Here is a 24,969-nt window from a genome sequence, read left to right as displayed (position 1 = left end):
GCAGAAGCGGATGAAGGGGAGACGGAAACCGGGGAGGTAAGGGAAGAGACGGCCCAATCGGAAGAGAAGTCCCCATCAGCGCCGAAGGCGGCAAAGAAGAAGGCCGGCAAGCAGCTCGGCAGTCCGGGCTTTGGCCGTACCCAGAAACTGACGGTCACCGCCACTTGCGAGCACCGACCGGAGCACTGTGCGGCGTGTGCTTTAGCGCTGGCGGCGGACGCCAAGTCAGAGGCTTACACGGGCTGGGACGAAATCGACCTTGCCCCGCCGGTAGAAGGCAGGATAGGGCTGATGTTCAGTGTCACGCGTCATCTCCTGCTCGAAGTGGAGTGTACCTGTGGTCATGTCAGCCGTGCGCAGCCCTGGCGGGCACCGCCGAACAGCCAGTGGGAGAAGGTCGAGCTGGGCGAGTGGCGCCTGGTGGGTCCCCAATTGGCCGGAGTCCTCGTCTTCCTCGGGCTGCGCATGCGCCTGTCGCGGGCGCGTATTCGCGAGGGGCTGATGGAATTGTTCGGCCTGATGCTGAGCACCGGCGTGATCGACGAGACGATCCGGGAAGCGGGGCGCGCCAGTTTCCCGCTGGAGGACCTGTTGGTGGCGGACATCGTGCCGGCGCCGCAACTGAATGTGGATGAAACCTCGTGGAAGGAATCCGGCCTGCGGCTGTGGCTGTGGGCTTTGGTCACAACCCACACGGTGCTGTTCCTCATTGGCCCGCGCACCGCGGAAATGCTGGAGAACGCCTTGCAAGACGGCTATCACGGCATTCTCATCAGCGATGGCTACGTCGTCTACCGCGCCTGGAAAAACCGCCTGCGCTGTTGGCCGCATCTGATGCGCAAATTGCGAGGCCTGGCCGAATCGACCGATAGACGGGTGGCCGGGGTCGGCAAGGAAATGGAAGGCCTCATGCAAACGCTGATGGACGCCATCTACGCGGCGAGGATCGATCCGCCGCCGGAAGGGCTGCCTGTGCGCTACGCGGTCGACCTCGCGCGGCTCCGGCACCTATGCGAGGCGCATTGGATGGATGCCCACCCGGCGCTACGCAGCGTCGTGCGCGAATTTCTCTACGACTGGGACGTGATCCTGCGCCCGGTCGCCGAGCCCCCTCTGCCGCTTTCCAACAACGCCGCCGAACAGGCGCTGCGCCACTGGGTGATTGCACGCCACATCAGCCACGGTACCCGCTCCGAAGCGGGGTCTCGCGCCTTCGCGCTCCTGGCCAGCGTCATCGAAACCTGCCGCCGTCGTGGGGCATCCTCCTGGCGCTACCTCGGCACCGTCATCGCCGCCGCGCGCAAGGGCTTGCCGCTCCCGCCGCTCCCAGCCATCCCGGCAGCAGCATAGGGGGAGTGAACGATTACGCACCGCATGCGGGCTTCGGTCTGCTCGGCATGCGCGAACGCGTCCTCAGTCTCGGCGGCTCGCTGCAGATCCGCAGTTGGCACGGCGGGGGCACGCGCGTGCGGGTGATCCTGCCGAACGTGGGTAGCCCTTCTGAAATCGCGATCGGGTCGCGTCAGGGTTCGATCAGACCCTGACGAATGGCCATGCGTGCCATTTCTGCGAGACTCGAAACGCCGAGCTTGGCCCGGATCTGGGTGAAATGGTTGCTGACCGTCTTGCTGCTCAAATTGAGAATACTCGCGCATTCGGGCAGCGTGTGACCCTCGCTGAGCAGCCTGAAGACCTGGAATTCGCGTTGCGTCAGGCGGTTGAACTGCGCGGCACCCGACGGGCGGTGACGCTCGAGCAGCGCCGGCAACAGGTCGGCGCTGACGAAGGATTCGCCCTTCGCCACTTGCTTGAGCCCCAGCAACAGCGTTTCAACGTTGCTGCCCTTGGTGACGAAACCCATGGCGCCGGCCTCGAGCGCTCGTTCGAGCAGCACCCGCGAATCGTGCACGCTATAGACCAGGACGGCGGCCTGTGGATCAAGCTTGCGAATGCGTCGGATGGCTTCGATGCCGCCGAAGCCTTCCATGCTGAGGTCCATGACCACGGTGTCCGGACGGTGCTTGCGGTAGGCGGCGTAGGCCGCCTCGCCGCTGTCCACTTCCGCCAGTACACGCAGGGCAGGATCGGAATCGATCAGGCTGCGCAGGCCGGCACGCAGGGCCGGGTGGTCGTCGACCACCAGCACCGTGACTGGTGTCCGTTTCGCTCCGGCAGAGATACCTTCTTGCCCGTCCATGTGCCCTCTCCCAATTCACTACGCCACGGCTCAGTACCCGGCACTCATTTGAGAATTTTCAGCAAGTTGGAAAAACCATCGGTCCACACCGCGAAGCCCGGTCGCGGCGCAAGCGGCACTGCCCCCTTGATCTTCTCCAGCAGACCCGCCGCCGGTTCGGGTCGGGCAATCATCACCCAGACCGAATCGCGGCAGAAGGCATCGTCCGCATCCGCATCGAGTTCGACAATCAGGGCGCGCATGCCGAGCTGCCGGGCGGCCGCGGCAACAACCGGTCGCAGGTCGAGATAGCGGTTGGTGATATGCACGGCCAGCACACCATCGTTCTTGAGGTGGCGCAGATAGGTCTGCATGGCTTCGATGGTCAGCAGATGCGTCGGGATCGAGTCGCCGGAGAAAGCATCGATCGCCAGCAGATCGAAGTGCTGGACTGCTTCGCTTTCGAGCATCAGGCGACCATCGCCAAGCACCGGAACGATCTGCGCTGCGCTATCCGCAAGGTAGCTGAAGTCCCTGCGGGCCAGGTCGAGTACCTGTTCGTTGATTTCGTACATGCGCATTTCGTCACCCGCCCGACCGTAGCTGGCGAGGGTTCCGGCGCCTAAACCAAGCACCCCGATCTTCCGCGGCTGCTCAATGGCGAGGCTGAGCAGCGCCTGGCCAATTCCCGATTTCTCGCAATAGTAGGCCGTGGGTCGCCGGCTGTAGGCAGGGGAGATGAACTGTTCGCCGTGGTAAATCTCCCCGTGCAACATCGTGCGCTTCAGACCCAGCGCTTCGTCGTTCCTGTCGAGCACACGCAACTGGCCGTAGAAGTTGCGCAGCACATGTCGGTAGTTTTCGACGTAGTCGACCGAGATCCCTGCCAGACGGTAGCCGTAGGCAAGCAGCACGGCCACCAGCAGCCAGCGCCACGCCGGTTTGAGATTGCGCCAGAGAACGATGACCACCAGCAGAGCGCAGAGGAACAGGCCGATCGGCAGTTCGAAGTAGGCCTCGAACACGGCCGGCGCCAGCAGGCCGACGAAGCTCCCGCCGAGCGCCCCGCCAATCGAGAGCATCAGGTAGAACAGGGTCAGGTGGCGAACCGCTGGCCGGCGCCTGACCAGCTCGCCGTGACAGACCATGCAGAAGACGAACAGGGACAGGGACATCACGGCAATCAGGATCGGGACCGGCAGGCTGCCGCCGTCGAGAACCCGGTCAAGGGCCAGCAAGGCGATCGGCAGCGCCACGAGAAACCCGGGCCGGTAGTAATACCGCGGGGCATCGAAGCAGAGGATGAAACTCAGGAGGTAAAGGCTCAGCGGCAAGACCCACAGGAAAGGGACTGGCGCGACATCCTGCGTCAGATGGCGGGTCATTGCCAGCAGCAGGATCGAGGCGGTCATCGCCAGACCAACCCACAACAGACACTCGCGCCATGCCGGGCGCGGCGCCACCTCGGCGCGGGGCCGTTCGACTTCGCTTGCCACCCCTGTCCACGACTGCCAGGCGCTGCCCAGACACGCCAGGACGAAGAGCGCGTATGCCGCCGACCAGGCCCAGGCCTGTTCAAAAACCGGGAAGTACGGTTCAACGAGTACCGGGTAGCTCAGCAGCGCGAGCATCGATGCCAAATTCGAGAGCGCGTATAGCCGGTAGGGCATCAGGCTCGCAAACGATCGTGCGTACCAGGCCTGCATCAGCGGCCCGGTGGTCGACAGCAGCAAATAGGGCATGCCGACCGCCGAAGCCAGCACGACGAGCACGTTCCAGGTCGGGTGAGCAAACGCCGCTTCCTTCCACGCCGGGTCGGCAATGACCGGCAGGGTCGCCAGACTCAGGAGCAGCAGGACGGCATGCACGACATTCTGGCGGCGGGGGGAAAGCCACTCGTGCAGCAGATGGACGTACAGGTAGCCGAGCAGCAGTTCGGCCTGAAAAAAGACCAGGCAGGTACTCCACACCGACGACGAACCACCAAACCACGGCAGGATCATCTTGGCGATGATCGGCTGAATCTGGAACAGCAGGAAGGCCGAGAGGAAAACGGTGGTGGCGAAGCTGATCATCGAGACTTTCGAGACTTTCGAGGCTTGCGCGCGGCGCTCAGGACTGCGGTGGCGGGGCTGCCGGCGGCGCGTGCCACCCCTCGGGAGGCACGACTATATTGTTGCGGGGCTGACTGACGAAGTGCGGCGACATGATCTGCACTCCGTAGGTATTGAACTGGTCCTGGATGTTGGCATGCAGCGCCGACAATACTGGAACCCGTTCGAGCGGCTTGTCCATATGCGCGAACAGTTCGTATTCGACATACCAGTCGGCGAGACTGCGCTGATAGACGAACGGCTTGGGGACCGCCCGCAAACCCGGTGTCTGCTCGGCGGCGGCGATCAGCATCGCATGCACCTGCCGCCACGGCGTATCGTAGCCGATGGTCACCCGGGTCGACACCAGCGTGCCACGCGCGCCGGCCAGACGCGAGTAGTTCCGGATCGGATTGCCGACGAGAACCGCGTTGGGGATCGTCACTTCCTCGTTGCGCATGTTGATGATCTTGGTCGACAACGCGCCGACCTCGCTGACCACACCGACATGGTCGCCGATGTCGACGAAATCCCCGACCGACAGCGCGCGCGAATAGACCAGCACCAGACCACTCATCAACTGGTTGACGATCCCGGCCGAGCCGAGCGTCAGCATGAAGCCGAACATCACCGACAAGCCCTTGAAGGCGTCGCTGTCGGACATCGGAATGAACGGGTAGGCGATGGCGATCCCCAGACCCCAGACCAGGATGCTGACGATCCGGTGGGTTGCGGTGACCGTCTCCGGGTGCAGTCCGGGCACCTGCACGCGGCCTTCCCTGGCCGCCTTGAAGAAGTTGCCAAGCGCATCGTTGAAGGCCTTGGTCAGGAACAGGATGACCAGTGCCGTGGTCAGCGCCGGCATGGCGTCAAGCAGGCCGACACCGAGGGTTTCGAGCAAGCCGAACAGAAAGTCGCTCAGGCGGTCGCCGAGCGGCTCGGTGAGCGGGAAGCGCGCCAGCACGTAGGTCAGCCAGAGATAGGCGATGCTCAACCACAGGAAGCCCATCAGCAATTGCGCGAGCCGCTGCACCAACAACCAGCCATGACGCGCCCAGCGAAGCCGGCTGGAGGCATTCTCGGCTTCGATGACTTCCTGCAAATGGTGCACCATCAGCACCGTCGCGCGGCGAATCAGCCACAGCAGAAGCAGCGCAATGGTGGTGGCCAGTACCGACAGTCCGGCTCCCTTAAGCAGCACCATCGGACGATGCTGCTCGCTTGCCGCCTGCAGCGCGGCTTGCATCTCACTGGCCGCCCGCCGCCCCGCTTCGTCGAGCGAGAGCTTCTCGTCGGGGTCCAGATCCCCTTCCAGGACGTTGAAGAGAACCGATTGCCCAATCCGCACACTGATTCCACGCTTGCCGTCAACCGTGAACGGCGTCACTTCGACCGGCTGCTCCATCTGGTTCGCCGCCAGAGCATCGAGGCGGGCCAGCGCCCTGCGGACGCGCGTCTCGGGGGTCATTCCCACCAGCGTCGTTCGGAAGGTGACGATCGGCCGGAAGTGGTAGTGGAGGGTCGCTTCCCGCAGACCGGCCGAGTCGGCGAGAACCGGAGGAACCAGGAGCAGACAGCACAGCAGCCATGACCGCGCCGCGAACCACTTCGACAAGGGCGTGTTCGCCCACATGACTAGGCCGTCCCGCCGACCGTCAAGCCGTCAATGCGCAGGGTCGGCTGGCCAACGCCCACCGGCACGCTCTGGCCATCCTTCCCGCAAGTACCGACGCCGGGGTCGAGACGCATGTCGTTGCCGATCATCGACACCTGTTGCATGGCCTCCGGTCCGCTGCCGATCAGGGTCGCCCCCTTGACCGGTGAGCCCACCTTGCCGTCTTCGATCAGGTACGCCTCGGACATCGAGAAGACGAACTTGCCATTGGTGATGTCTACCTGCCCGCCACCGAAATTGACCGCATAGATGCCCCGCTTGACCGATTTGATGATCTCTTCGACGCTCTTGTCGCCATTCAACATCGCGGTGTTGGTCATGCGGGGCAGCGGCAGGTGCGCAAACGACTCGCGGCGACCATTGCCGGTCGGGGAAACACCCATCAGCCTGGCGTTGAGACTGTCCTGCATGTAGCCCTTGAGGATGCCGTCTTCGATCAATACCGTACGCTGCGTCGGATGGCCTTCGTCATCGATGTTCAGCGACCCACGCCGTTCGGCCATCGTACCGTCATCGATGATGGTGACTCCCGGAGAGGCCACGCGGCTGCCGATGCGGCTGGCAAAGGTCGAACTGCCCTTGCGGTTGAAATCGCCTTCCAGTCCATGCCCCACCGCCTCGTGCAGGAGGATGCCCGGCCAGCCGGAGCCCAGGACAACCGTCATCGTACCCGCCGGCGCCGGGCGCGCGACGAGATTGGTCAGCGCCTGATGCACGGCTTCGCGTGCGTAACCTTGCAGCACGGCATCGCTGAAACAGTCGTAATCGGTACGGCCACCGCCGCCCGCCGAACCCTGTTCGCGCTGGCCGGCTGCTTCGACGATGACCGTCAGCGAGACCCGTACCAGCGGTCGAATGTCGGCCGCCAGCCGGCCGTCGCTGCCAGCCACCAGGATCACCTCGTATTCGCCGGCGAGATGCGCCATCACCTGCGTCACCCGCGGGTCTTCGGCGCGTGCCAGCGTCTCCAGACGTTCGAGCAGCCTGACCTTGCTGGCCGCGTCGAGCGAAGCGAGCGGGTCCTGCGGCACATACAAGCGATGCCCGCTGCGTCTCTTCAGCGTCGGCACGCGCCGCTCCTGCCCGGCCGCGGCAATCGCCCGCACCGCCGCGGCGGCATCGCCGAGGGCCTGGACGCTGATATCGTCGGAGTAGGCAAAAGCCGTTTTCTCACCCGACAGGGCGCGTACCCCGACCCCCTCGTCGATGCTGAAACTGCCGGCCTTGACGATGCCCTCCTCGAGGCTCCAGGCCTCGGAACGGCTGTACTGGAAATAGAGGTCGGCATAATCGACCTGGTGCGCCATGATTTTCCCGAAGACCCGTGTCAGGTCTGCGACATCCAGGCCGTAGGGCGTGAGCAGGGTTTTTTTGGCCTGTGCGAGCAGGGTTTGAGCGTTTGTGGTCATTGAATTTCCATGGTTGCTGCCGTTGCCGTGCAAGTCGCGTCAGCGACTCGCGAATCTTTCCTCATCCGCATGCGGGAGGGCGGCCAGGGTGAGGGATCGCACCGTCGCTTACATGACGCGGTGCCCGAGCGCCGGCAGGCTGGCGCGGACTTCGTCGAGGCGTGCTCGTTCGAGGTCGGCGATGACGATTCCTGGTCCTTTGAGCTTGCGATCAAGGATATTTCCCCAGGGATCGACGAGCATGCTGTTGCCGTGCGTCTCGCGCCCGTTTTCGTGGCGACCGCCCTGCGCGACGGCCAGCACATAGCACTGATTCTCGATTGCCCGCGCCCGCAACAGAATCTCCCAATGTGCCCGCCCGGTGGTTTCGGTAAAGGCTGCCGGAATGACCAGCAACTCTGTGACACCCAGCGCACGATACAGCTCCGGAAATCTGAGATCGTAACAGATCGACAGGCCAACCCTGCCAAAAGGCGTGCTGAAGGCGACCGGCTGACGACCGGCTTCGATCGTCGCCCGTTCGTCGTAGCATTCGGCAGCCTGCCGAAAGCCGAACAGGTGGATCTTGTCGTAACGCGCGGCTCGCTGCCCCTGCGGATTGTAGACCAGACTTGAATTGAGGACCTTGTCGGGATGCTCGCTCCACAGCGGCAGCGAGCCACCGATCAACCAGACGCCGTGTGCGCGGGCACTCGCGGCGAGGAAGTCCTGGATGGGTCCATGCCCATCGACTTCCCGCAGCTTGACCTTGTCGTCGTCACGCATCCCCATGATCGCAAAGTACTCGGGCAGCGCGAGCAGTTCGGCGCCCTGCAGGACCGCTTCGTCGATCAGGCGGGCGGCAGTGCGCAGGTTCTCTTCGACGCGTGGTGTCGAAACCATTTGCAGGGCAGCGACCCGCAGTGTCGGGACAGCGGGTGGGTTGCCTGGCAGATCACTGAGGCGTGTGTTCATTGCGGACTCCGGTCGGGTTTGGCGGGGATTGGCAAGTCAGCGGTCGGCGCCGGGGCCTCCGAGCGGGAGATTCTCTCCACTTTGGGGTCGTCCCATTGGCCAGTGACCAGATACTCGAAAGCAAAGACCTTGTTGAGCGGACCCTGCAGGATTTTATCCGCCAGCAGCGTGGCGATCCCGGCCAGCGGATTGATCACTGCGACCCCCAGGGCGGCGCTGCTGCCGAGTTCGGGCTGGACGGTCACCCTGAGATGCTGTGTTTCATTTTTCAGGTCGGCGTCGCCACGCATCACCACATGCGCCGCCGGGCCGTCGATTTGCAGGCGCTGGGTGTGCATCAGTCCGCTGCTGACCGTCATTTTTCCGTGAATGCTGTCGAAAGCGAAACCTTCGCTGAAGACATCACCGAAATCGAAGCTCAGCCGACGCGGCAGGCCTTGCAGGCTGATCAGGCCGAGCAGTTTGCCGGCACCGGGGTCGAGCTTCAGGAACTGTCCCTTGCTGGCATCGAGTTGCATGTCGCCACTCAGCGTCGCGTAGTCGAGCCGATCCGGTTCGCCGTTCCAGCCGATTTTCCCCTTCATCGTCGCGCTGCCGGCACGCACCGCGCCGGCGTAGCCCAGTCGGTCGAGCAACTTGCCGACATCGCTGCTCTCCAGCGTGAAATCGAGTTGCGTGCGGTTGGCCGCGCTGATCTGCCACTGCCCGCTGCCGGACAGCCTGGCATGGGGGTTGAGCAATTCGATCCTGTCGATCCGCCAGATCCCGCCATCGTTGTGGGCCTGCATATCCAGACGCCCAAAGCGATGCTTGCCGACCGTGAAGTCATCGACCACGATGTCGAGGGCCGGCAGCTTCTTGAGCGCCTCGCCGGGTTCGGCGTCCTTGCTCACCTTCTCGGGACGGCGCCATTTCTTGAACTGCGCCTTCAGCTTGCCGCTGCCCGATCCATCCCAGACAAAGTTGCCCACCGCCTGATCCGATTGCACTGCCCCCCGCCATTGTGAGGTCGCTCCCGACACCCCCATGCTGACCCGGGTGTAGGAGGTGCCGAGCAGGATGACTTCGTCCGCCTTGAGATCGACCGAGACCGGGAGGCCAGCACCGGAACCCTCTTCATCGCCGCTGCGCTGCAGCAGTGCTTGCCAATAGCCGACATCAAGTGACGGGACGCTGATCCCGACGTTGAATCCACGTTCCGGCAACGCTGCCAATGGCCGCCCAACCATGATCGCTGCCCGTTCCGGAAAAGTCTCGTCGCCCTGCTTGCGGCGGATCAACTGCATGCTGAACACATTGCCGATGGTGGCGCGCAACTGCTCGCGGCGAATCGGCTCTGCGGCACGCGTACCGGTCGTCGGCTGCGGCGCCATCTCGAAATGCAGCGCCAGCGCGTCGCCAGCGCTCTTGCCGAGAGGTGCCGGCAGGGTCGACGCGACGCCGACCAGATTCGAATCCAGCAGTAGCTCGACATCACGCTTGCGAACCCGTAACTCGGCACGATAAGCGGTGCTTCCGGACAGCTTGTCGAGCAGCGGCCATTCCGCGCGCCGCCGCAAGTCGTCCACGGCCAGCGTGCCTTCGGCAATCACCCGCACCTTGCCGTCCTGTGACCCACCGCTAATCCTGACCTGGCCACCGAACAGCTGGGCGTTGATCTCCGGTACGCGCAGGCTGGTTTCGGTGAACTGCAGGCTTCCCTTGACCTGCCGCAGGGGGGGCAGCGCCGGATCGACGTTCACTTCGTTGGCCAGCAGGGTGTAGGTACCTTCGATCCTGGATTCGCCGAGTCGTGCCTCGGCCAGGGGAATCTCCAGCGCAATATCCAGATGACCCTTGCCGCTGGCACTCATCTGGTCGGTGAAGTGGTCGATCTGGCCCGCGACCGGGCTGAGCTTGATGAACTTCAGAAATTCCGAAGTCTCTCCGTCGGCGCGCCCCTTCACCCTGAGCGTCGACACCGGCGCATCGAAGTCGGGAATCTCGGCGAGCGTCTCGGTCAATCGGGCGCCAAGAATCGTGCCACGCCGCGCCATCACCACCATGCCGGTCCCTTCGAAGCGAAGATCGGCATCGATTCCGCTGATCAACGGCCAGCCGGTGCCGTAATCCAGAGTCACTCCCTGCGCCTTGACGGTGACCAGAAACTGTCCCTGTTTGCGGTCGAGAAACGGGAACTTCGCCAGATCCCCTTTCAGGATGAGCTTGGCCTCGCTCGCCGCCCCAGCCTTGAGGGCGTCGCGCAGCCAGTGACGCGCGTCGACGTTGATCGCCGCCGGCAGGTAGCGCCAGACCGCGCGCGCGTCGGCGCGGCTGAGTGTTGCCGTCAGATCGATGCTGCCCGGTCCTTCGCCGGAGTTGAAGTAGCTGCCCTGCGCAACACCGGCCGCATCGGGTCCGGCAAACTCGGCGCGCGCCAACTCGACGTCGAACTGGCCCTTGCCGATTTTCCATCGGGCTTGTGCATTCAGGGTGTCGAGCGCGATCGATGATTCGGGAAATATGTCGGGCAGGACGATGTTGACCTTCTGCGAATGCAACTGCACGGTCCCTCCCTGCTCGCTGGCCTCGAGCGAGCCGGACAAGCCGGTAACGCCGAGAAAACGACCGCCGGGCTTGAGTGCCAGGTTGTCAAAACGGCTTTTCAGCGAATAAGCCTGCAGGTTTTCGGCGTCGCCCTGCCAGCCGACACGCAGTTCGCTGATGCGGCCACGCGGTGCGAAGTCGTTCAGCAACTGCCGTGATCCGGTATCGAGCGGCAGATAGGCCGCCAGGGCTGCGAGCGCGCCGAGTTCCAGCGTTCCGGCCGTAGCGTGACCACGCAGTACGCTGCCGGCGGTGGCTGGGCGCTGCCACTCGACGTGAAAATCGGTCGGCTCGATATGAATGGCTGGCACCGGGGAATTGCCCTCGACGGCACGCGTCACCAGTTCGATGCGACGCCCATCAACGTTTGCTCCGGTTGCTGAAAAGCGCGCGCCGAGGCGACCGGACATGTGTTCGAGTTCGAGCGCCGGCAGATTTTTTGCCAGGCGAACATTGACCCCGTTGAGCGAAAGGTCCGCCGTCAGTTCCTGCAGGTTTCCGTCGGCAAAGCCTGCCCAGGCGCGCACGGCACCGCGGCCATAAGGCAAGGCCAGCGGGTAATCGATCCAGGTGCGCCAGACCGCCAGATCGGTATAGTCGATCTGGGCAAAGAGCTGACCTTTCCAGGAGGCCAGGCGCGCACTGTCCCTACCGTGAAAATCCCCTCGCAGATCGATCCTTGACGCCAGTTCCGCCGTTGGCAGGGCGGTCAGTCCGAAGCGGTGCTGCCGCCCGTCGTTGTCGAGCGCCAGGTTCACGTCTTCGAGAATCAGCGGTGGCGCATTGCGCTGCGCGTCCTCCCAGACCACCGTTGCACCGTTGATGCGAATGCGCTTCTGGACCAGCACCCAGTCTGCGATACCGCTGTCGTTGTCCGGTTTGCCAATGGCGATGCCGGCAACGAACAGATTTCCGTCGCGGTCGCGCCGCAGATGCAGCGTCGGTTCGGTGATCCGAAACAGGCGCAGCCGCAACTGCCAACGCGGCAGCGACGACCACGAGAGGATGCTCTCGACGCGCGTCAGGGTCAGCGCCGGCTGTCCCTGCGCGTCGGCAATGCGCACATCGGAGAGGATCAGGTCGGGATTGATCCCCTGCCAGCGCGCTTCAATGCGTCCGATGCCAACCGAAAGGCCAAGCATCTGGCTGACCTGGCGTTCGATTTCCGGCCGATAAGTCTCGATGTTCGGCAGGATCAGATAGCGCAACACCAGCACCAGCAGCACGAAAGCAAAATAGAGCAGCCAGAAGGCACGCACCGCGATACGCCCGAGCCAACGCGCCGCCGGATGCGAAATCACGGGCAGCAGATGATGCAGGCGATGGTAGACCGCCGGGCGCAGCTCGTCCTGCCGCATCAGATGTGGCCAGCGCAGGAAGACTTTTGCCAACAGTCGGTAGGCGTCACTAGAATGTCGGAGTATCTGGTCAGACAGCCCATGATTGTAACGGCTTTGCCGGCCCCTGATCAGTCCCGGCAAAGCCTTTATGTACACCACCCGCAATCCCCTCTGCGCCAGCGCAGCGGCACCCCTCTGGCCGGCGGCCCAAAGGCACAGCCGCGATCTGCGCAATCTGCTCGCGGCCCGTCCGGAGATCGCCGCCTGGCTCAAGGAACACGCCCGTTGCCGCTCACCGCCCGACAGATGCGAACGACGTGTGCGCAATCCCCGGACTGCGCTTGCCAACCATTGTCACACGGGACACCCTTACCAATTGCGGGCAGCGTACTCCCTCCGGCCAGCTGGACCGTCCACGGCATCGCCAGATGAGCAATGGATCTGGCAGATCGAGCACACGTTGAACGAGCTCGCTCAGCTGGAGCGCGACGGCAAAACTGCCGATCTCGATGACATTCGCGCCCACGCGGCCAATGCCATCCCTGGGCCCCTGATCGAGGATTCCGGGATCAGAGGGGGCGATGGCGAGCCGATCCAGCGGCCGGTCACACAGGCCCTGATCAACCTCTGATTCAAACGAGAGCCCAACGATGGAGACCGGCTTCCCGCGGACATCGGCCCCTTGTTTCGCAGTTGGGTGATGCACGGATCCAGCGGTTCCCGCACGGCCGGGTGCTGCTGGCCTCCCGATTGCTCGCGCTCTTTCGCGTTGACCACCGGTGGACAGAGCAGGTTCGATTGGACGGCCGATCCGATGGCAGCCCAGGCCGCATGGGAGGGCTTCCTCTGGTCGCCTCGCCTGTACCGGTCGCTACTTGTCGAGTCTGGCCGAGTTGCGCAACCTGCCCGAGCGCAATCTTGCCGGCAAACGGCTGGAACGCCTGCTCGAAGGCAAAATCAAGAGCCGCTTTGCGGGCGACGTGGTGCAGGCGAAGAAGTTTTCCGAGTGGCTGATCAACGTGATCAAACGCTACCAGAACCGGGCGATCGAAACCGCACCGGTCATCGACGAAATCGACGAAATAATCGAGATGGCCAGGAGGTTCCCGGCGCCGGCCACCGCCTGCTTTCGGGGTGTTGGCAAGGGGCCGTGCGGAGACTTCTCGCTGCAGGCCTGCGCGGTTCGCCAGATCAGCCAAGAACGCATCCAGGGAACCGTTGATTCAGTCGCAGCCTATCCGCATACTATAATTTCGGCATTCCCGCCCGTCGGGTGGCGAGATGAAGCAGATCAGTTTTTCCCAAGTAGATTCGGAAGGCACGAAATGGACGAGGCAACCCCGTGGGCAGGAGTTCTTGCGGTTCATTGCGCGGCGCTACCGAAAGTGAAGCGGGGTTGCGAGGCACATTGATCAGCGAATCTTTGGTGTCACGAATGGAGAGAACATGAAAAACTATGCCTTGCTGGCCGTGTTGTGGATTTGTGGTTTTTCAAACGCATTTTCCGCCGAAGGAATCAACCGGAAAATGATTATCACAACCCAGGAGTGGGCACCCTACCATTTCAAGCTGCCAAGTGGCGAAGTCGGCGGCGAGGCGACAGAAGTGGTGAAAAGGGTTCTCGACGAGATGAACATCAAGTATGAAATTACGATCTATCCATGGGCAAGAGCCCAGGCGATGGTGAAGGATGGCGAAGCGGATGCTTTTTTTGCCGCCTCGTGGAACGAGGAGAGAAGCTCCTACGCCGTTTTGTCGAAGGTTTTCGTGCCGCAAAAATGGTATTGGTTCCTGAACAAGGATTCAAATCTTGACCCAAATAGTCGGGAATTCCAGAAAAGCGAGCCGGTGGCCGTTCTGCTTGGCACAAACATGCAAAAATATCTGCGCGACAACAATTACATAATCTCGGGAACGCCGGGCGACATGGATGCGTTGGTCAAGATGCTGGACGCCAAAAGGATCAAAGCCGTACTGGTAAACGACAAGGTGATCGAGGAGTACTTCGCCAACAACAAAATAGATGCCGGAAAATACAAGAAGATACTTTGCCGGGACATGCCGCTCGGCATGTATTTCTCCAAGAAGTTTCTCCATGAACACAAGTGGTTTCTCGACAAATTCAACAATGTCGTAACCAAACACTCTCTGATCAAGTAGTTCGACAGGCGCAGCGATTTCGCGGGAGCGTCGGTTTACGGTTTGTCCGCCGCGCTCGGCGCACGCTCCAGCATGTTCAGGATGGTTTCGTAGTCGTAGTTGTCCACCAGATGGCCAAGCGTGGCGGCAGACGTGGGTTGCGACTCGCCAATCGCCGTCAGAACCGTCTTGATGTGGCCGCGGTCGAGACTGATGATCGCCTCGGCGAGAGCCTGGCGCAGGGACTCGGGCAGCGCGGCCAGTTGTTGCGCCGGCAGTTGGGGCACGTAGTCGACCGTCGGCGGCGCCGCGCGGACAAGCTTGGCGCCGAGCAGATGTTCCATGCACTCGAGAATTTCGTCGGGCCGGAACGGCTTGTGGATGATGGCGTCGAACCCGGCTTCAAGCAGGAGTGCGTCATCCTGCTTGAAGGAGGAGGCGGTGACGGCCGCGATCTTCACGACGTCGCCACCGGGCAGGGCGCGAATCCGGCGGGTCGCTTCCACCCCGTTCATCACCGGCATCCGCTGGTCCATCCAGATGAAATGGGGTGCCCAGGCTTGGTAGCGTGCCACCGCGTTGGCGCCGTTGTCGGCCTCCTCGACGGTGTAGCCCACTCGCTCCAACAACTGAGTGAGCAGCAGGCAATTTTCCGGATTGTCGTCTACGACCAATATCCGGTACTCCGGTTGCCCCGCTTCCAGTCTGATCACCTCGCCTTTCTCCGGCAGCGCCTCGGGAAGATCCTCCGGCCGCGCCCGTCGCAGCGGCAGTTCGACCCGGAAGAGGCTGCCTTTCCCGACTTCGCTCGAGAGCGTCAGTTGGCCGCCCATCATGGCGACGAATTGCCGAGTGATGGCCAGGCCCAGTCCGGTGCCCTGCCAACTTCCGGAAGCGCCGGACTGGACGAAAGCCTCGAAGATGCGCCCCTGTTCCTGCGGGGCGATGCCGATGCCGGTGTCTTCGACCTCCAGAACCAGGCGCTCGGTGGGCTCCGGTTCGACGCCCAGACGCAGGGTGACACCACCCTCCTCGGTGGCCTTCACCGCGTTGGACAGCAGGTTGATGAGAATCTGGCGCAACTTGGTTTGGTCGTCGACGATATGGCGGGGAAACTCGGGTGCCTGCACGACCAGTAGCTGCAGTCCCTTCTCGAGGGCGCGGACGCGCATCATGTTGGCGATCCCGTCGATCAGATCGGCCAAGTCGAAGGGCGCGCGCTCGATCTCGGTGCGCCCGGCCTCGATCTTCGCCAGGTCGAGTACGTCGTTGATGAGACCGAGCAGGTGATCGCCGCTCTTGTGGATGATGGCCAGGTTCGATTGCTGGGTCTCGGACAGGCCGGAACTGCGGCGCACCAGGTCGGAGAAACCGAGGATGGCGTTTAGCGGGGTGCGCAGTTCGTGCGACATATTGGCCAGGAACAGACTCTTGGCGCGATTCGCCGCCTCCGCCGCATCCTTGGCTTCCAGCAGCTTGGCCTCGGCCATCTTCTGCTCGGTCATGTCGTGCAGCGACACGACCGCCCCGATCCTGGCGCCATCGGCGTCGAACATCGATTGTCCGGAAACGAGAAGATTCCGCCGGCGGCCGTCCGCCTGCTCGATGACCATCTGCGCATTGCGGACGCTCTCCCCCTGCAGGGCGCGAAACAGCGGGACATCCGCTAAAGCCATGGGCGTCGCGCCGTCCTCCTCGAAAATCCTGTAACGCTCCACCCACTGCTCCGGCGGCAGGTCGTCCTGGGCGATGCCCGGCATCTCGCGCGCCGCGCGGTTGAAGAACGAGAGCCGGCCGCGCTCGTCGCAAGCGACGACGCCATCGGAAATGTTCTCCAACACGGCCTGGGCGAACGCCTGCTGGCGCCGGAGTTCGGCGGTACGCCGCGCCACGGTCTCTTCCAGGTGTCGCCGATGATCCTCCAGTTCCCGGTGCGACTTGAGGATGTGTTGCCGCATGCCGTTGATGGCATCGACCACCACCCCCAGCTCGTTGTCGAGCCGGGCGGCTGGCGGGAGGGTCAGCGGTTTGTCGAGCCGGTCCAAGGACATGCCCGACAGATAGTCGGAAATGGTGATCAGGTGCCGCGCGACCGCCCGCTCGAAAAGGGCGAAAAAGACCGCGCCAAGCGCCGTGACCACCAGCACGAGCGCGATCAGGAGCGGCAGCAGGCGCGCCACCGCCGCGACTTTGAGGCGCCAAAGATCGACGACCACCAGCAGCTCGCCGACTCGGGACTCGATTACGCGGTCTCGATAAACAAGATCGACCCGCTTTTCGAGCCGTCTGTCCGGATCGTCGATTTGTTGGCCCGCTCGCGCCACCTCGACACCATTCGGGTCCAGCACGAGCACGTAACCGATGCTCGGGATCAGCGTCAGTCCATCGACGATGACCTGGAGTTGCGTCATGTCGAACTGCCACAGTCTGCCCGCAATGCCCGGGGCGGAGCTTCCGGCGATCTCGTCCAGCGCCGTCCGCGCGGCTTCGACGCGATCCCGGTAGTCGAGCATGCCGAAGCTCAACAACGATAGCAGTGTGACCAAGAGCGCCCCGACCGCCATCCGAACGGCGATCTGCCGGGAAATCCTGTGGTGCTTCACCAAGTTCTTTTGCAGTGCTTCCATGCTGGCCCCAGAGCTATCAGACCGTTGAAACTTGTCCAAACTTCGACGCTTCGCTCATTGCCTGGTCAAACTTTGGTCGTTGCGCAGACCGAATTCGTCGTTTGGGCGCCCAAGCCCAAGGATTTTAGAGACATTTTCCACTACGGGGAAAACGTTTTGCAGGACATCGATCACCCTGGTTCTTCCAACGCGCCCTGCGCCCAGCACTGGCTGGACACCAGGCGCTTGTTCTGGCGCCTTTCGACGCGCGCGCAATTCGGCCGCGCGACGCTGCCGGTCAAGGACACGGTCGTCCTTGCCGCCGGGAATGACGGCAACCATCGTGAACCTGACGCAGGGCATGTTGCGCCGCGTCAGATCGGATTATCGCAAGAACTCCCTGGCTTGGCCTGGAAAGCGAGTGCAGAACGCATCGGAATGGTGCGTTCTGGATGTCCACGTTAGAATTGCGTGTTTAGACTCCCTATGCGAGGCATTCACGATGGCGAATCCATCCCGAGAAATGTCGACCCGAAACCGGTTGCTCTTCATGCTTTCGCTCCCCCTTCTGGCCTTGGTCGTTTACTCGACGCTCACGGTCTGGGGAGCGATCGACGAGTTGCGCTCGGTCCGCCTCTCGAACGCGGCCATCGAGGCGGCGATCGCCAGCAGCCGACTGATTCATGAACAGCAAAAGGAGCGTGGGCTTTCGGGCGGCTTTCTGGCCAGCAGAGGCGAGCAGTTCCGGTCCGAACTGAGTAGCCAACGAGAACTGACCAATCAGAAACTGGACGGTCTGAAGCTGGTGGCCACGCGCCTGGGCGAAACGCCCCGCCTGGCGCAAGCATTGCTCCAGCCCGTCGAAGCGGCGATCGGCAAGGTCACCGCCCTGTCCGATCTCCGCCGCCAGGTCGACGCCCTGACGGCCAAGCCGGCAGAATCCTTTGCCCACTATACGGCAGCCATTTCGGCAGGCATCGAGGTGATCGGCGCCGTTGCCCAGGCCACCAACAACGCCGAAATCGCGCGTCAGGCGACGGCCTATCTGATGTTCGTTCAAGCCAAGGAGTTCGCGGGCCGCGAACGTGCGACACTGAACGCGGCCTTCGCCGCCAAGACTTTCGATCCCGAGTCGTTCCGTCGTTTCATCGGAATCGTCGCCGCCCACGATCTTTATATGCGAAGCTTCCGGACTTTCGCCACCGCCGAAGCACGCGACACGGTCGACCAGACCGTCAAGGGCGGCGTCGTCGAGGAGGTGGCCCAGATGCGCCGGAAGGCACTCGAATCGATCGCCGGAGAGGAGTTCGACGTCGCTCCGGCGTTGTGGTTCCGGGCATCGACAGCACGCATCGATTTGATGAAAACCGTCGAATCGAAACTCGACGAGCAGATCCTGGCGGAGTTGGCCCAGCAGGAGCAAGCCGCGCTGCGCACCCTGATTGTCGCGCTGCTGGGCTCGCTGACCGCCGTCACCGTCGCTTTGCTGTTGAGCGGCGCCACCATCCGGCGCCTGACGCGCCGTCTTGGCGGCGAACCGGCGACCGCCGCGGCGCTCGCGCGCGCCATTGCCGGTGGCGACCTGACGCAGTCGATCAGGCTGGCACCCAACGATACACAGAGCGTGATGGCCGCCATGCGGACGATGCAGGAAAACCTGCGGGAGATGATCGCCGCCGTCCATGCCACATCCGGCGAGGTGTTGTCGCAGGCCAGTCGCCTGGCTGGCGCCTCGAGCCAGGTGTCGGCCGCCTCGTCGGCCTCCAGTCAGTCAGCACAGACGATCGCCGCCGCGGTGGAACAATTGTCGACGTCGATCCAGAACATTTCGGGCAGTTCGGATGCGGTCCACAGCACGTCGAGAGAAACGGGCGAGGCGGCGATCGCCGGCTGGCAGATCGTCAGCCGCACGGCCGACGAAATGAAGTCGATCGCCGAGGTGGTCGAAGCCTCGTCGCGCTCGGTAAACGAACTTGGCCAGCAATCGGAGGAAATTGCCACGATCGCCAATGTGATTCGCGAGATCGCCGATCAGACCAACCTGCTGGCGCTCAATGCCGCCATCGAGGCCGCTCGTGCCGGCGAACAGGGGCGCGGCTTTGCGGTCGTTGCCGATGAAGTGCGCAAGCTCGCCGAGCGGACGCGGCGATCAACCTTGGAAATTTCCTCGACCGTGGAAAAGATTCGCTCGTGCATGACGGAAGCGGAAAAGAGCATGGCCGCCGGTACGACACGGGTTCGTGACGCGCTGGCCGAGGCGGAGCGCGCCAAATGTTCGATGGATGACATCCACGGCTCCGCCTCGCGGGTGATTTCCAGTGTCGACGACATCACCACCCAGTTGCGCGAGCAGAGCAGCAGCAGCAAGGAGATATCGAACAACGTCAGTGCGATCGCCACGAGCAGCACGCAGGTCAGCGATACCGTCGACTCGATGGCGGAGATCGCAAAGCACCTGGAGTCGCTGGCCAGCACGCTGGAGCAGTCGGTCAAGCGCTTCCAGCTCGCCTGAGCGATATCCTTCCTGGCGGCGCAGCCTGCCGCTCGCCGCCAGGCGCGTCAGAGTACCAGCAGTCGCCGAATTTCCGTCAGGCCCGCCGAGAGCATCGCCAGATCCTGCGGCTCGTGGCCTTTGATCTCGTCCAGCACGGCGCGTCTTCCCCTACGTTGCCGAGCACCTGCTCGTTCTGACACCGCGAGGAAACCGGCATGCGCCCACTCGAAGGCATGACCGTCGTCGCCCTCGAGCACGCTATCGCGGCGCCATTTTGCACTCGCCAACTGGCCGACCTCGGCGCCCGCGTCATCAAGGTCGAGCGACCCGGCAGCGGCGACTTCGCGCGCCTGAACGACATGCACGCAGTCTGGGAACACTCGCGACTGCGCGCGCGTGGGCGGTGGACCGATGCCGGCGCGGCTGCCGCCGGACCAGGTCGACGCCTTTGCGCCGCGCATGGATGCCGTCCCGGCGCTTGGCCAGCACACCGAAGCCATCCTCGGCGAACTTGGCTGGGACGCGGCGGCGATCGACAGCCCGCGGCGGGCCGGGGCGATCTCCTCGCCTGGCAGGTGGGACAAATGGCCGCTATCCGGCGGCCGACAGGCGGCAAAATGCCGCTACAATACTTCGGCCATCGACCGCCTCGGCCTCTCGGCGGCTCCCCAGTTCCCCATCGATCGGAGAAGTACAGGTGTGAGCGCTTTTCGACCCTCGTCACGTCTGCCCGGCCCGGCGGCCGTACCGTCCCGCAACACGGCCTCGTGGCGGCGCTGGCCGGTCGCGGTTTACGCCGTCGCCCTGGTCGTCGTCGTTACCGCGGCGGCCTTCGCGGTGAGCTACCGGATCCAGACCGATGGCCTTGTACGCTATGCGAGCAGCCAGGAAAGCGCTCATGCCGAGGTCGCCGCGCATACCGCCCGCGTGGTTTTCGAGGCCGAAATCAAGCGCCTCGAAGCGGTCGCCACGCTGCTGGCGGCCGACGGAGAGATCGCCGGGATCGTCAGCGGTGCTGCCGCGGGCCAGAATATGCGCGATCGCCTCGACCGCAAGCTGGGCGGCACGGTCGCCGACCAGATCGAGATCTATGGTCGGTCCGGCGAACTGCGCTTCCATACCGCGGCCGACGACGCGCTGGCCGATGTCAAGGACTCCCCGGGTGCCGCGCGCGCCTTGCGCGGGGTATCGGGCACCTACTTCGTTCAGGCCCCCAGCGGATTCATCGTCCGTGTCGCGACACCCATCGTTGACTCGGCTGGCGTTGCCGGTGCGGTCGTCGTCGGCACCCGCTTCGACGACTACTATGCTTCGCGGTTTGCCGATCAGGTCGCTGCCGAAGTGTTTTTCACGACCGCCGAGGCGATCGGGGCGGCGTCGAGCCCGAAGCGGCGAAGCGAGGTTTTTCGCCCGGAAATCATTCGCCAGGCGATCCAGCAGTTTGTCCCGCAAACGGTAAGCGACCCGGCGCACAATTACACGCGTGTGTACTTGCCGATGCGTCTGGCGGGAGAAACCTTTGTCCTCATCGTCGAAGTCGACCATGGCAAGGCGGCTGAACTGGCGGCCGAAATCCGGGCGCATTCGGTGCAATTGTTTGCCGGGATTGCAGCACTCAGCATATTGGTCAGCGTTGTGCTGCTGCATTACGCGGTCCGACCCTTGCGCGACCTGCGCAACGAAGCCGCCGAACTGGCCGCGCGGTTTGCCGGCAAGGTTCACGTGTTGCGGTCGGCCAACGAGGTCGCCGATCTCAAGAACTCCTTCGAAGGAGTGCGCGAGGCGGCTACCGCCTACGCGCGCCGGCTGGAGGAGCAAGGGGCGACGCAATCCTTGATGATCTTTTGCGCGCAAACAGCCAATCGCAACGCTGCTGCGGAATCCGCCTTGTTCGACATCATGGACAGGGTACGTGCGCACATTGCCTGGCCGGCGGCCTGCCTCGCTTTACCTGCCAGTGCGGGCGACACGAGCGAGTTCCGCGTGCAGTGGGACGCCAGCTCGCCGACGCCGGCAGCGTCGCACTTTCCCGCGGCGGACGCGGAAGCGCTCTGCGGGGGAAGTCGGGTACCGCTCTGGCTGGACGACACGGCAGAGTGGCGGATGTCGGCGCGGCTGCGCTCGGCCTTCGATCCGGAGTCCCGTTATCCCACTGCCGCCGTCATTCCCTTGATCGGCGGCGGCCGCCTGGCGGCCCTGATGGCCTTCTTCCACGATCAGCGCCTGACCTCGAACGCCAGCCTGAACGACATCCTCTGGTACGTGATGCAGGAGTGCAGTCAGATTGTCGAGCGCCGTGCGAGCGAAATCGAGCTGCGACTTGCCAAGGAGTCGGCCGATGCCGCCAACCGAGCCAAGTCGGAATTTCTCGCCAACATGAGCCACGAAATCCGCACCCCGATGAACGGCATTCTGGGTGTCACGGAACTCCTGCTCAACACCCCGCTCGACGCCGAGCAGCGCCACCTCGCCGTGACCGTCCTCAACTCCGGCGAGTCCTTGCTCCACATTCTCAACGACATTCTCGACTTTTCCCGCATCGAAGCCGGCCGTCTGGTGCTCGAGGAGGCGCCGTTCGACGCAGCTGTCGTCGTCGCCGAGACCTGCGAACTGCTGGCCACGCAGGCGCAGGAAAAGGCCGTCCGACTCGACTGGAAGGCAGATCGCCTGGGCCAACTTCTGGTCATCGGCGACGCTTACCGTTTCCGCCAGATCGTCACCAATCTGGTTGGCAATGCGATCAAGTTCACCCCGGCCGGTCGTGTCGATGTGTGCCTCACGAGACGGGTGGAAGGCGACCGGGTGGAGATCGAATGCGTGGTTGCCGATACCGGCATCGGCATCGACGACGATACCTTGCGTCGGCTCTTCCGGCCCTTCACCCAGGGCAATACGGCGATGACGCGCCGCTTCGGCGGTACCGGCCTCGGGCTTTCGATCACGCGCCATCTGCTCGAACTGATGGGCGGGTCGATCGCGGCCGCCAGCGAACCTGGCAAGGGCTCAACGTTCACCTTTGCGCTGACGCTGCCGCTTGCGCCATCGCCGAGCGGCGTCGCCGAAACGGCGACCAGGGAAGCTGCCGTGCTCCCCACCCGACCGGCGCACATCCTGCTGGTCGAAGACAACGCGGTCAACAGCCTCGTCGCGAGCGCCACTCTGGAGAGTGCCGGGCATACTGTGGTCATCGCGGAGAACGGCCGCGAAGCACTCGAAAAGATGGTCGATGAACATTTCGATCTCGTACTGATGGACTGCCAGATGCCGGAGATGGATGGCTTCGAAGCGCTGGCGCTGATCCGTGCGGGCGGTGGCGGGCGCTACCCGCTCGAGGAGCAACGGCAGATTCCGGTCATCGCCCTGACCGCCAATGCCATCGTCGGCGACGCCGACCGATGCCTGCAGGCGGGCTTCGACGCTTATCTGGCGAAACCGTTTCGCCCGAAGGCGCTACTTGAACTGGTGGGCAAATGGGCGTCGACCAGGGCGCCCAGGCCCGTTGCCTGAACGGTTTGCCGACCATGGCTGGAAGAATCCAGTCTCTGATCCCGGAGGTTGCGGACATGTCGCTCAATCGCAGACGTTTCCTCGTAGGTGCCGGCGCCTTGGCCGCTGCTGGCCTCGCCGGCTGGTCGCCGGCGGACGCCGCGGAAGGCGCGCCAATTCGCATCGGTTATGCGATCGCGCGCAGCGGACCTTTCGCCGCGGCGGCACAGGTGACCCAGGAACCCACCTATCTGCTTTGGGCCGAGCAGGTGAATGCCGCGGGCGGTCTGCAATTGCCGGCAGGGCGACGGCGGATCCAGTTGATCGGAATCGACGACGAAAGCCAAGAGGATGTGTCGACCGCTGCTTATGTCGCGCTGATGGCACGCGACAAGGTGGACCTGATTCTGGCGCCTTGGGGAACGCGCATGACCCTGGGAGTCGCGCCCTTGGCCAACAAGTTCGGTTATCCGCTGATCGCACCGACGGCCAATACGCGCAAGCTGGTCGAAATGAACCTGCCTTACTATTTCTCCGCGCTGCCGCAAACCAACCATTTGATGACGGCGCTGACCGACCTGTTCGTCGCGCAGCGCGTGAAAACCGTCGCGGTTCTGCATTCGCACGACGCCTTCGGGATCGAGCACGCGGTGTCGCTGCAGGTGGCCATGCGCGGTACCAATATCGATCTCGTCGAACTGCGCGCCTACGTGCGCGGGCAGTTCGATGTGGCATCCGTTTTGCAATCGATCATGGAGAAACGACCCGAGGCTTTCGTCGGCCTGACGTATCCGGCCGAAACCGAGGCCATTACGGCACAGGCGAAACAAATGGGATTCCGGCCACGCTTTTTCTATCTGGCGGTCGGTACCGCGTTCCCCGGCTACGTCGAGAAGTTCGGACCCGCTTGCGAAGGCATTCTCGGGATCGGCTCCTGGAACGCCAAGACCAGCGCCGGCGCACGCGCCTATTTCGACGCCCATGTGGCGCGCTTCGGCCGCCAACCGGATCGCTGGGCGAGCGGTCACACCTACGCGGCGCTGCAAGTGATTCAGGCGGCCGCGGCCAAGGTCGGTCTCGACCGGCGGGCGATGCGCGACGAAATTGCGGCGCGGGCGCACGACAGCATCCTCGGTCCGATCGAGTTTCGTCGCGGCGAACTGTCGTCGATCCCCGGCACCGTCGGGCAGTGGCAAAAAGGCGAATTCGAGGTCGTCTGGCCGCCCGCCCGGGCGACCGCGAAGCTCATCGGGAGCTGACAATCCGAGAAGGAGGTGCTCCGCTCATCACAAGCGCGCATCCTGTCGCGGCAACTGCGATGCCCACGCCAGCACGCTCACGTCGGCTGTGATCAGCGTTGCCTGGTGTTGCAACGAAGTGGCCACGATGAAACGGTCGGCGGGGTCACGGTGCATGTTTTCCAGTTGGGTGGCAAGGATGCCAATGCGGCCATCCAGCGCAATTTCCCGAAGGCCAGCCTGGAGCAGCTCGGAGCGCCATTCTGTCGCCGGAAGGGGCAGCACGATACGCCCGCGCTGCGCGAGCATGGCCGCCTCCCAAAAGCTGATGGCGCTCACGGCGACTTGGCCGGCGCGCCAGACATCTTCGATCAGGCACCGCGCGACCGGCCCGAGAGCCGGGTCATCGCGATCCATCCAGAGCAGGGTGTGGGTATCGAGAATGATCACGCCAGCGCCTTCCACTCGACCTCATCGAGCGGTTCGACAATGTCGCCGGATATTTCGAGTTTGGGGTGCAAGCCGAAGGGTGACGTGGAACGTCCACCGCTGTACGGATGCAACTCGGCGATCGGGCGGCCGTTCTTTGTCACGACCCAGATTTCGCCCTTGCTGGCGACCTCGTCCATCAAGGCAAGGCACTTGGCTTTGAATTCGGAAGCTTGAATTGTCGGCATGGCACACTCCAACGGATTAACCACATTGCTGACCATAGTCTTCAAAGTGGTCACCGTCAAGGGGCGGCACGGCTTCTTCAGAGGTGGCCAGCGCAG

17 protein-coding genes and 2 pseudogenes are annotated in these 24,969 nt (G+C 63.6%); 10 read left to right on the top strand and 9 right to left on the bottom strand.

Annotated features, from left to right (window positions below; genetic code table 11):
* A partial coding sequence (locus CAPSK01_RS07640; RefSeq protein ID WP_273703277.1) for an IS66 family transposase occupies positions 1 to 1,350 on the top strand: 1,350 nt, incomplete at its 5' end.
* A gap of 5 nt (positions 1,351 to 1,355) precedes the next feature.
* The gene (locus tag CAPSK01_RS07635; protein WP_034924610.1) at positions 1,356 to 1,544 is read left to right on the top strand and encodes an ATP-binding protein; all 189 of its coding nucleotides are present in this window, start codon (positions 1,356 to 1,358) and stop codon (positions 1,542 to 1,544) included.
* On the opposite strand, the gene CAPSK01_RS07630 is transcribed toward CAPSK01_RS07635, so the two are convergent.
* From CAPSK01_RS07630 to CAPSK01_RS07605, 6 genes are all read right to left on the bottom strand, one after another.
* Complete coding sequence (locus CAPSK01_RS07630; protein ID WP_273703276.1) at positions 1,523 to 2,197, bottom strand: response regulator transcription factor; 675 nt, start codon at positions 2,195 to 2,197, stop codon at positions 1,523 to 1,525. The genes CAPSK01_RS07635 and CAPSK01_RS07630 overlap by 22 nt on opposite strands.
* A gap of 44 nt (positions 2,198 to 2,241) precedes the next feature.
* Positions 2,242 to 4,251, bottom strand: a complete 2,010-nt coding sequence (locus tag CAPSK01_RS07625; protein WP_034924607.1) for a fused MFS/spermidine synthase — start codon at positions 4,249 to 4,251, stop codon at positions 2,242 to 2,244.
* Between the two features lie 37 nt (positions 4,252 to 4,288).
* The gene (locus CAPSK01_RS07620; protein ID WP_273703275.1) at positions 4,289 to 5,902 is read right to left on the bottom strand and encodes a mechanosensitive ion channel domain-containing protein; all 1,614 of its coding nucleotides are present in this window, start codon (positions 5,900 to 5,902) and stop codon (positions 4,289 to 4,291) included.
* Positions 5,903 to 5,904: 2 nt separating this feature from the next.
* Positions 5,905 to 7,353, bottom strand: coding sequence for a metalloprotease TldD (gene tldD, locus CAPSK01_RS07615; protein WP_034924604.1), 1,449 nt, complete (start codon positions 7,351 to 7,353; stop codon positions 5,905 to 5,907).
* A gap of 108 nt (positions 7,354 to 7,461) precedes the next feature.
* Positions 7,462 to 8,307, bottom strand: a complete 846-nt coding sequence (locus CAPSK01_RS07610) for a carbon-nitrogen hydrolase family protein (protein ID WP_273703274.1) — start codon at positions 8,305 to 8,307, stop codon at positions 7,462 to 7,464.
* Positions 8,304 to 12,284, bottom strand: a complete 3,981-nt coding sequence (locus CAPSK01_RS07605) for a YhdP family protein (RefSeq protein WP_273703273.1) — start codon at positions 12,282 to 12,284, stop codon at positions 8,304 to 8,306. The genes CAPSK01_RS07610 and CAPSK01_RS07605 overlap by 4 nt, the downstream gene beginning before the upstream one ends.
* Positions 12,285 to 12,381: 97 nt before the next feature.
* On the opposite strand from CAPSK01_RS07605, the gene CAPSK01_RS07600 reads away from it, so the two are divergent.
* The 3 genes and pseudogenes from CAPSK01_RS07600 (at position 12,382) to CAPSK01_RS07590 (ending at position 14,393) form a co-directional block, all read left to right on the top strand.
* Positions 12,382 to 12,864, top strand: coding sequence for a hypothetical protein (locus CAPSK01_RS07600; RefSeq protein WP_034924601.1), 483 nt, complete (start codon positions 12,382 to 12,384; stop codon positions 12,862 to 12,864).
* Between the two features lie 253 nt (positions 12,865 to 13,117).
* Positions 13,118 to 13,351, top strand: a pseudogene (locus CAPSK01_RS22230) (type I restriction enzyme endonuclease domain-containing protein); the annotation flags it as partial.
* Between the two features lie 328 nt (positions 13,352 to 13,679).
* Positions 13,680 to 14,393 (top strand): transporter substrate-binding domain-containing protein, encoded by a 714-nt coding sequence (locus CAPSK01_RS07590; protein WP_034924595.1) that lies wholly within the window; start codon positions 13,680 to 13,682, stop codon positions 14,391 to 14,393.
* A 35-nt stretch (positions 14,394 to 14,428) separates the two neighbouring features.
* On the opposite strand, the gene CAPSK01_RS22225 is transcribed toward CAPSK01_RS07590, so the two are convergent.
* Positions 14,429 to 16,999 (bottom strand): ATP-binding protein, encoded by a 2,571-nt coding sequence (locus CAPSK01_RS22225; RefSeq protein WP_273703272.1) that lies wholly within the window; start codon positions 16,997 to 16,999, stop codon positions 14,429 to 14,431.
* A 24-nt stretch (positions 17,000 to 17,023) separates the two neighbouring features.
* Between CAPSK01_RS22225 and CAPSK01_RS07580 the strand changes: the two genes are divergently transcribed.
* The 5 genes and pseudogenes from CAPSK01_RS07580 (at position 17,024) to CAPSK01_RS07560 (ending at position 24,217) form a co-directional block, all read left to right on the top strand.
* Positions 17,024 to 17,443 carry a hypothetical protein gene (locus CAPSK01_RS07580; protein WP_273703271.1) on the top strand — a complete coding sequence of 140 codons (420 nt, stop codon included), beginning with the start codon at positions 17,024 to 17,026 and terminating at the stop codon, positions 17,441 to 17,443.
* Between the two features lie 85 nt (positions 17,444 to 17,528).
* Positions 17,529 to 19,490: a methyl-accepting chemotaxis protein gene (locus tag CAPSK01_RS07575; protein WP_273703270.1), complete on the top strand. Its 1,962-nt coding sequence runs from the start codon at positions 17,529 to 17,531 to the stop codon at positions 19,488 to 19,490.
* Between the two features lie 197 nt (positions 19,491 to 19,687).
* Positions 19,688 to 19,822: pseudogene (locus tag CAPSK01_RS22220) on the top strand (CoA transferase); the annotation flags it as partial.
* Between the two features lie 61 nt (positions 19,823 to 19,883).
* Complete coding sequence (locus CAPSK01_RS22215; RefSeq protein ID WP_273703269.1) at positions 19,884 to 22,979, top strand: ATP-binding protein; 3,096 nt, start codon at positions 19,884 to 19,886, stop codon at positions 22,977 to 22,979.
* Between the two features lie 56 nt (positions 22,980 to 23,035).
* Positions 23,036 to 24,217 (top strand): amino acid ABC transporter substrate-binding protein, encoded by a 1,182-nt coding sequence (locus tag CAPSK01_RS07560; RefSeq protein ID WP_034924977.1) that lies wholly within the window; start codon positions 23,036 to 23,038, stop codon positions 24,215 to 24,217.
* 27 nt (positions 24,218 to 24,244) lie between these two features.
* Here CAPSK01_RS07560 and CAPSK01_RS07555 read toward each other — a convergent pair whose 3' ends face one another.
* Both CAPSK01_RS07555 and CAPSK01_RS07550 read right to left on the bottom strand, forming a co-directional pair.
* Complete coding sequence (locus CAPSK01_RS07555) at positions 24,245 to 24,646, bottom strand: type II toxin-antitoxin system VapC family toxin (protein ID WP_034924975.1); 402 nt, start codon at positions 24,644 to 24,646, stop codon at positions 24,245 to 24,247.
* Complete coding sequence (locus tag CAPSK01_RS07550; protein WP_273703268.1) at positions 24,643 to 24,873, bottom strand: type II toxin-antitoxin system Phd/YefM family antitoxin; 231 nt, start codon at positions 24,871 to 24,873, stop codon at positions 24,643 to 24,645. Before CAPSK01_RS07550 ends, CAPSK01_RS07555 begins: the two co-directional genes overlap by 4 nt.
* Positions 24,874 to 24,969: the final 96 nt, after the last annotated feature.

It is taken from the genome of Candidatus Accumulibacter vicinus (assembly GCF_000584955.1).
Classification (GTDB): domain Bacteria; phylum Pseudomonadota; class Gammaproteobacteria; order Burkholderiales; family Rhodocyclaceae; genus Accumulibacter; species Accumulibacter vicinus.
The sequence above is the reverse complement of the archived record's forward strand: the minus strand, read 5'-3'. Positions and strand labels throughout refer to the sequence as shown.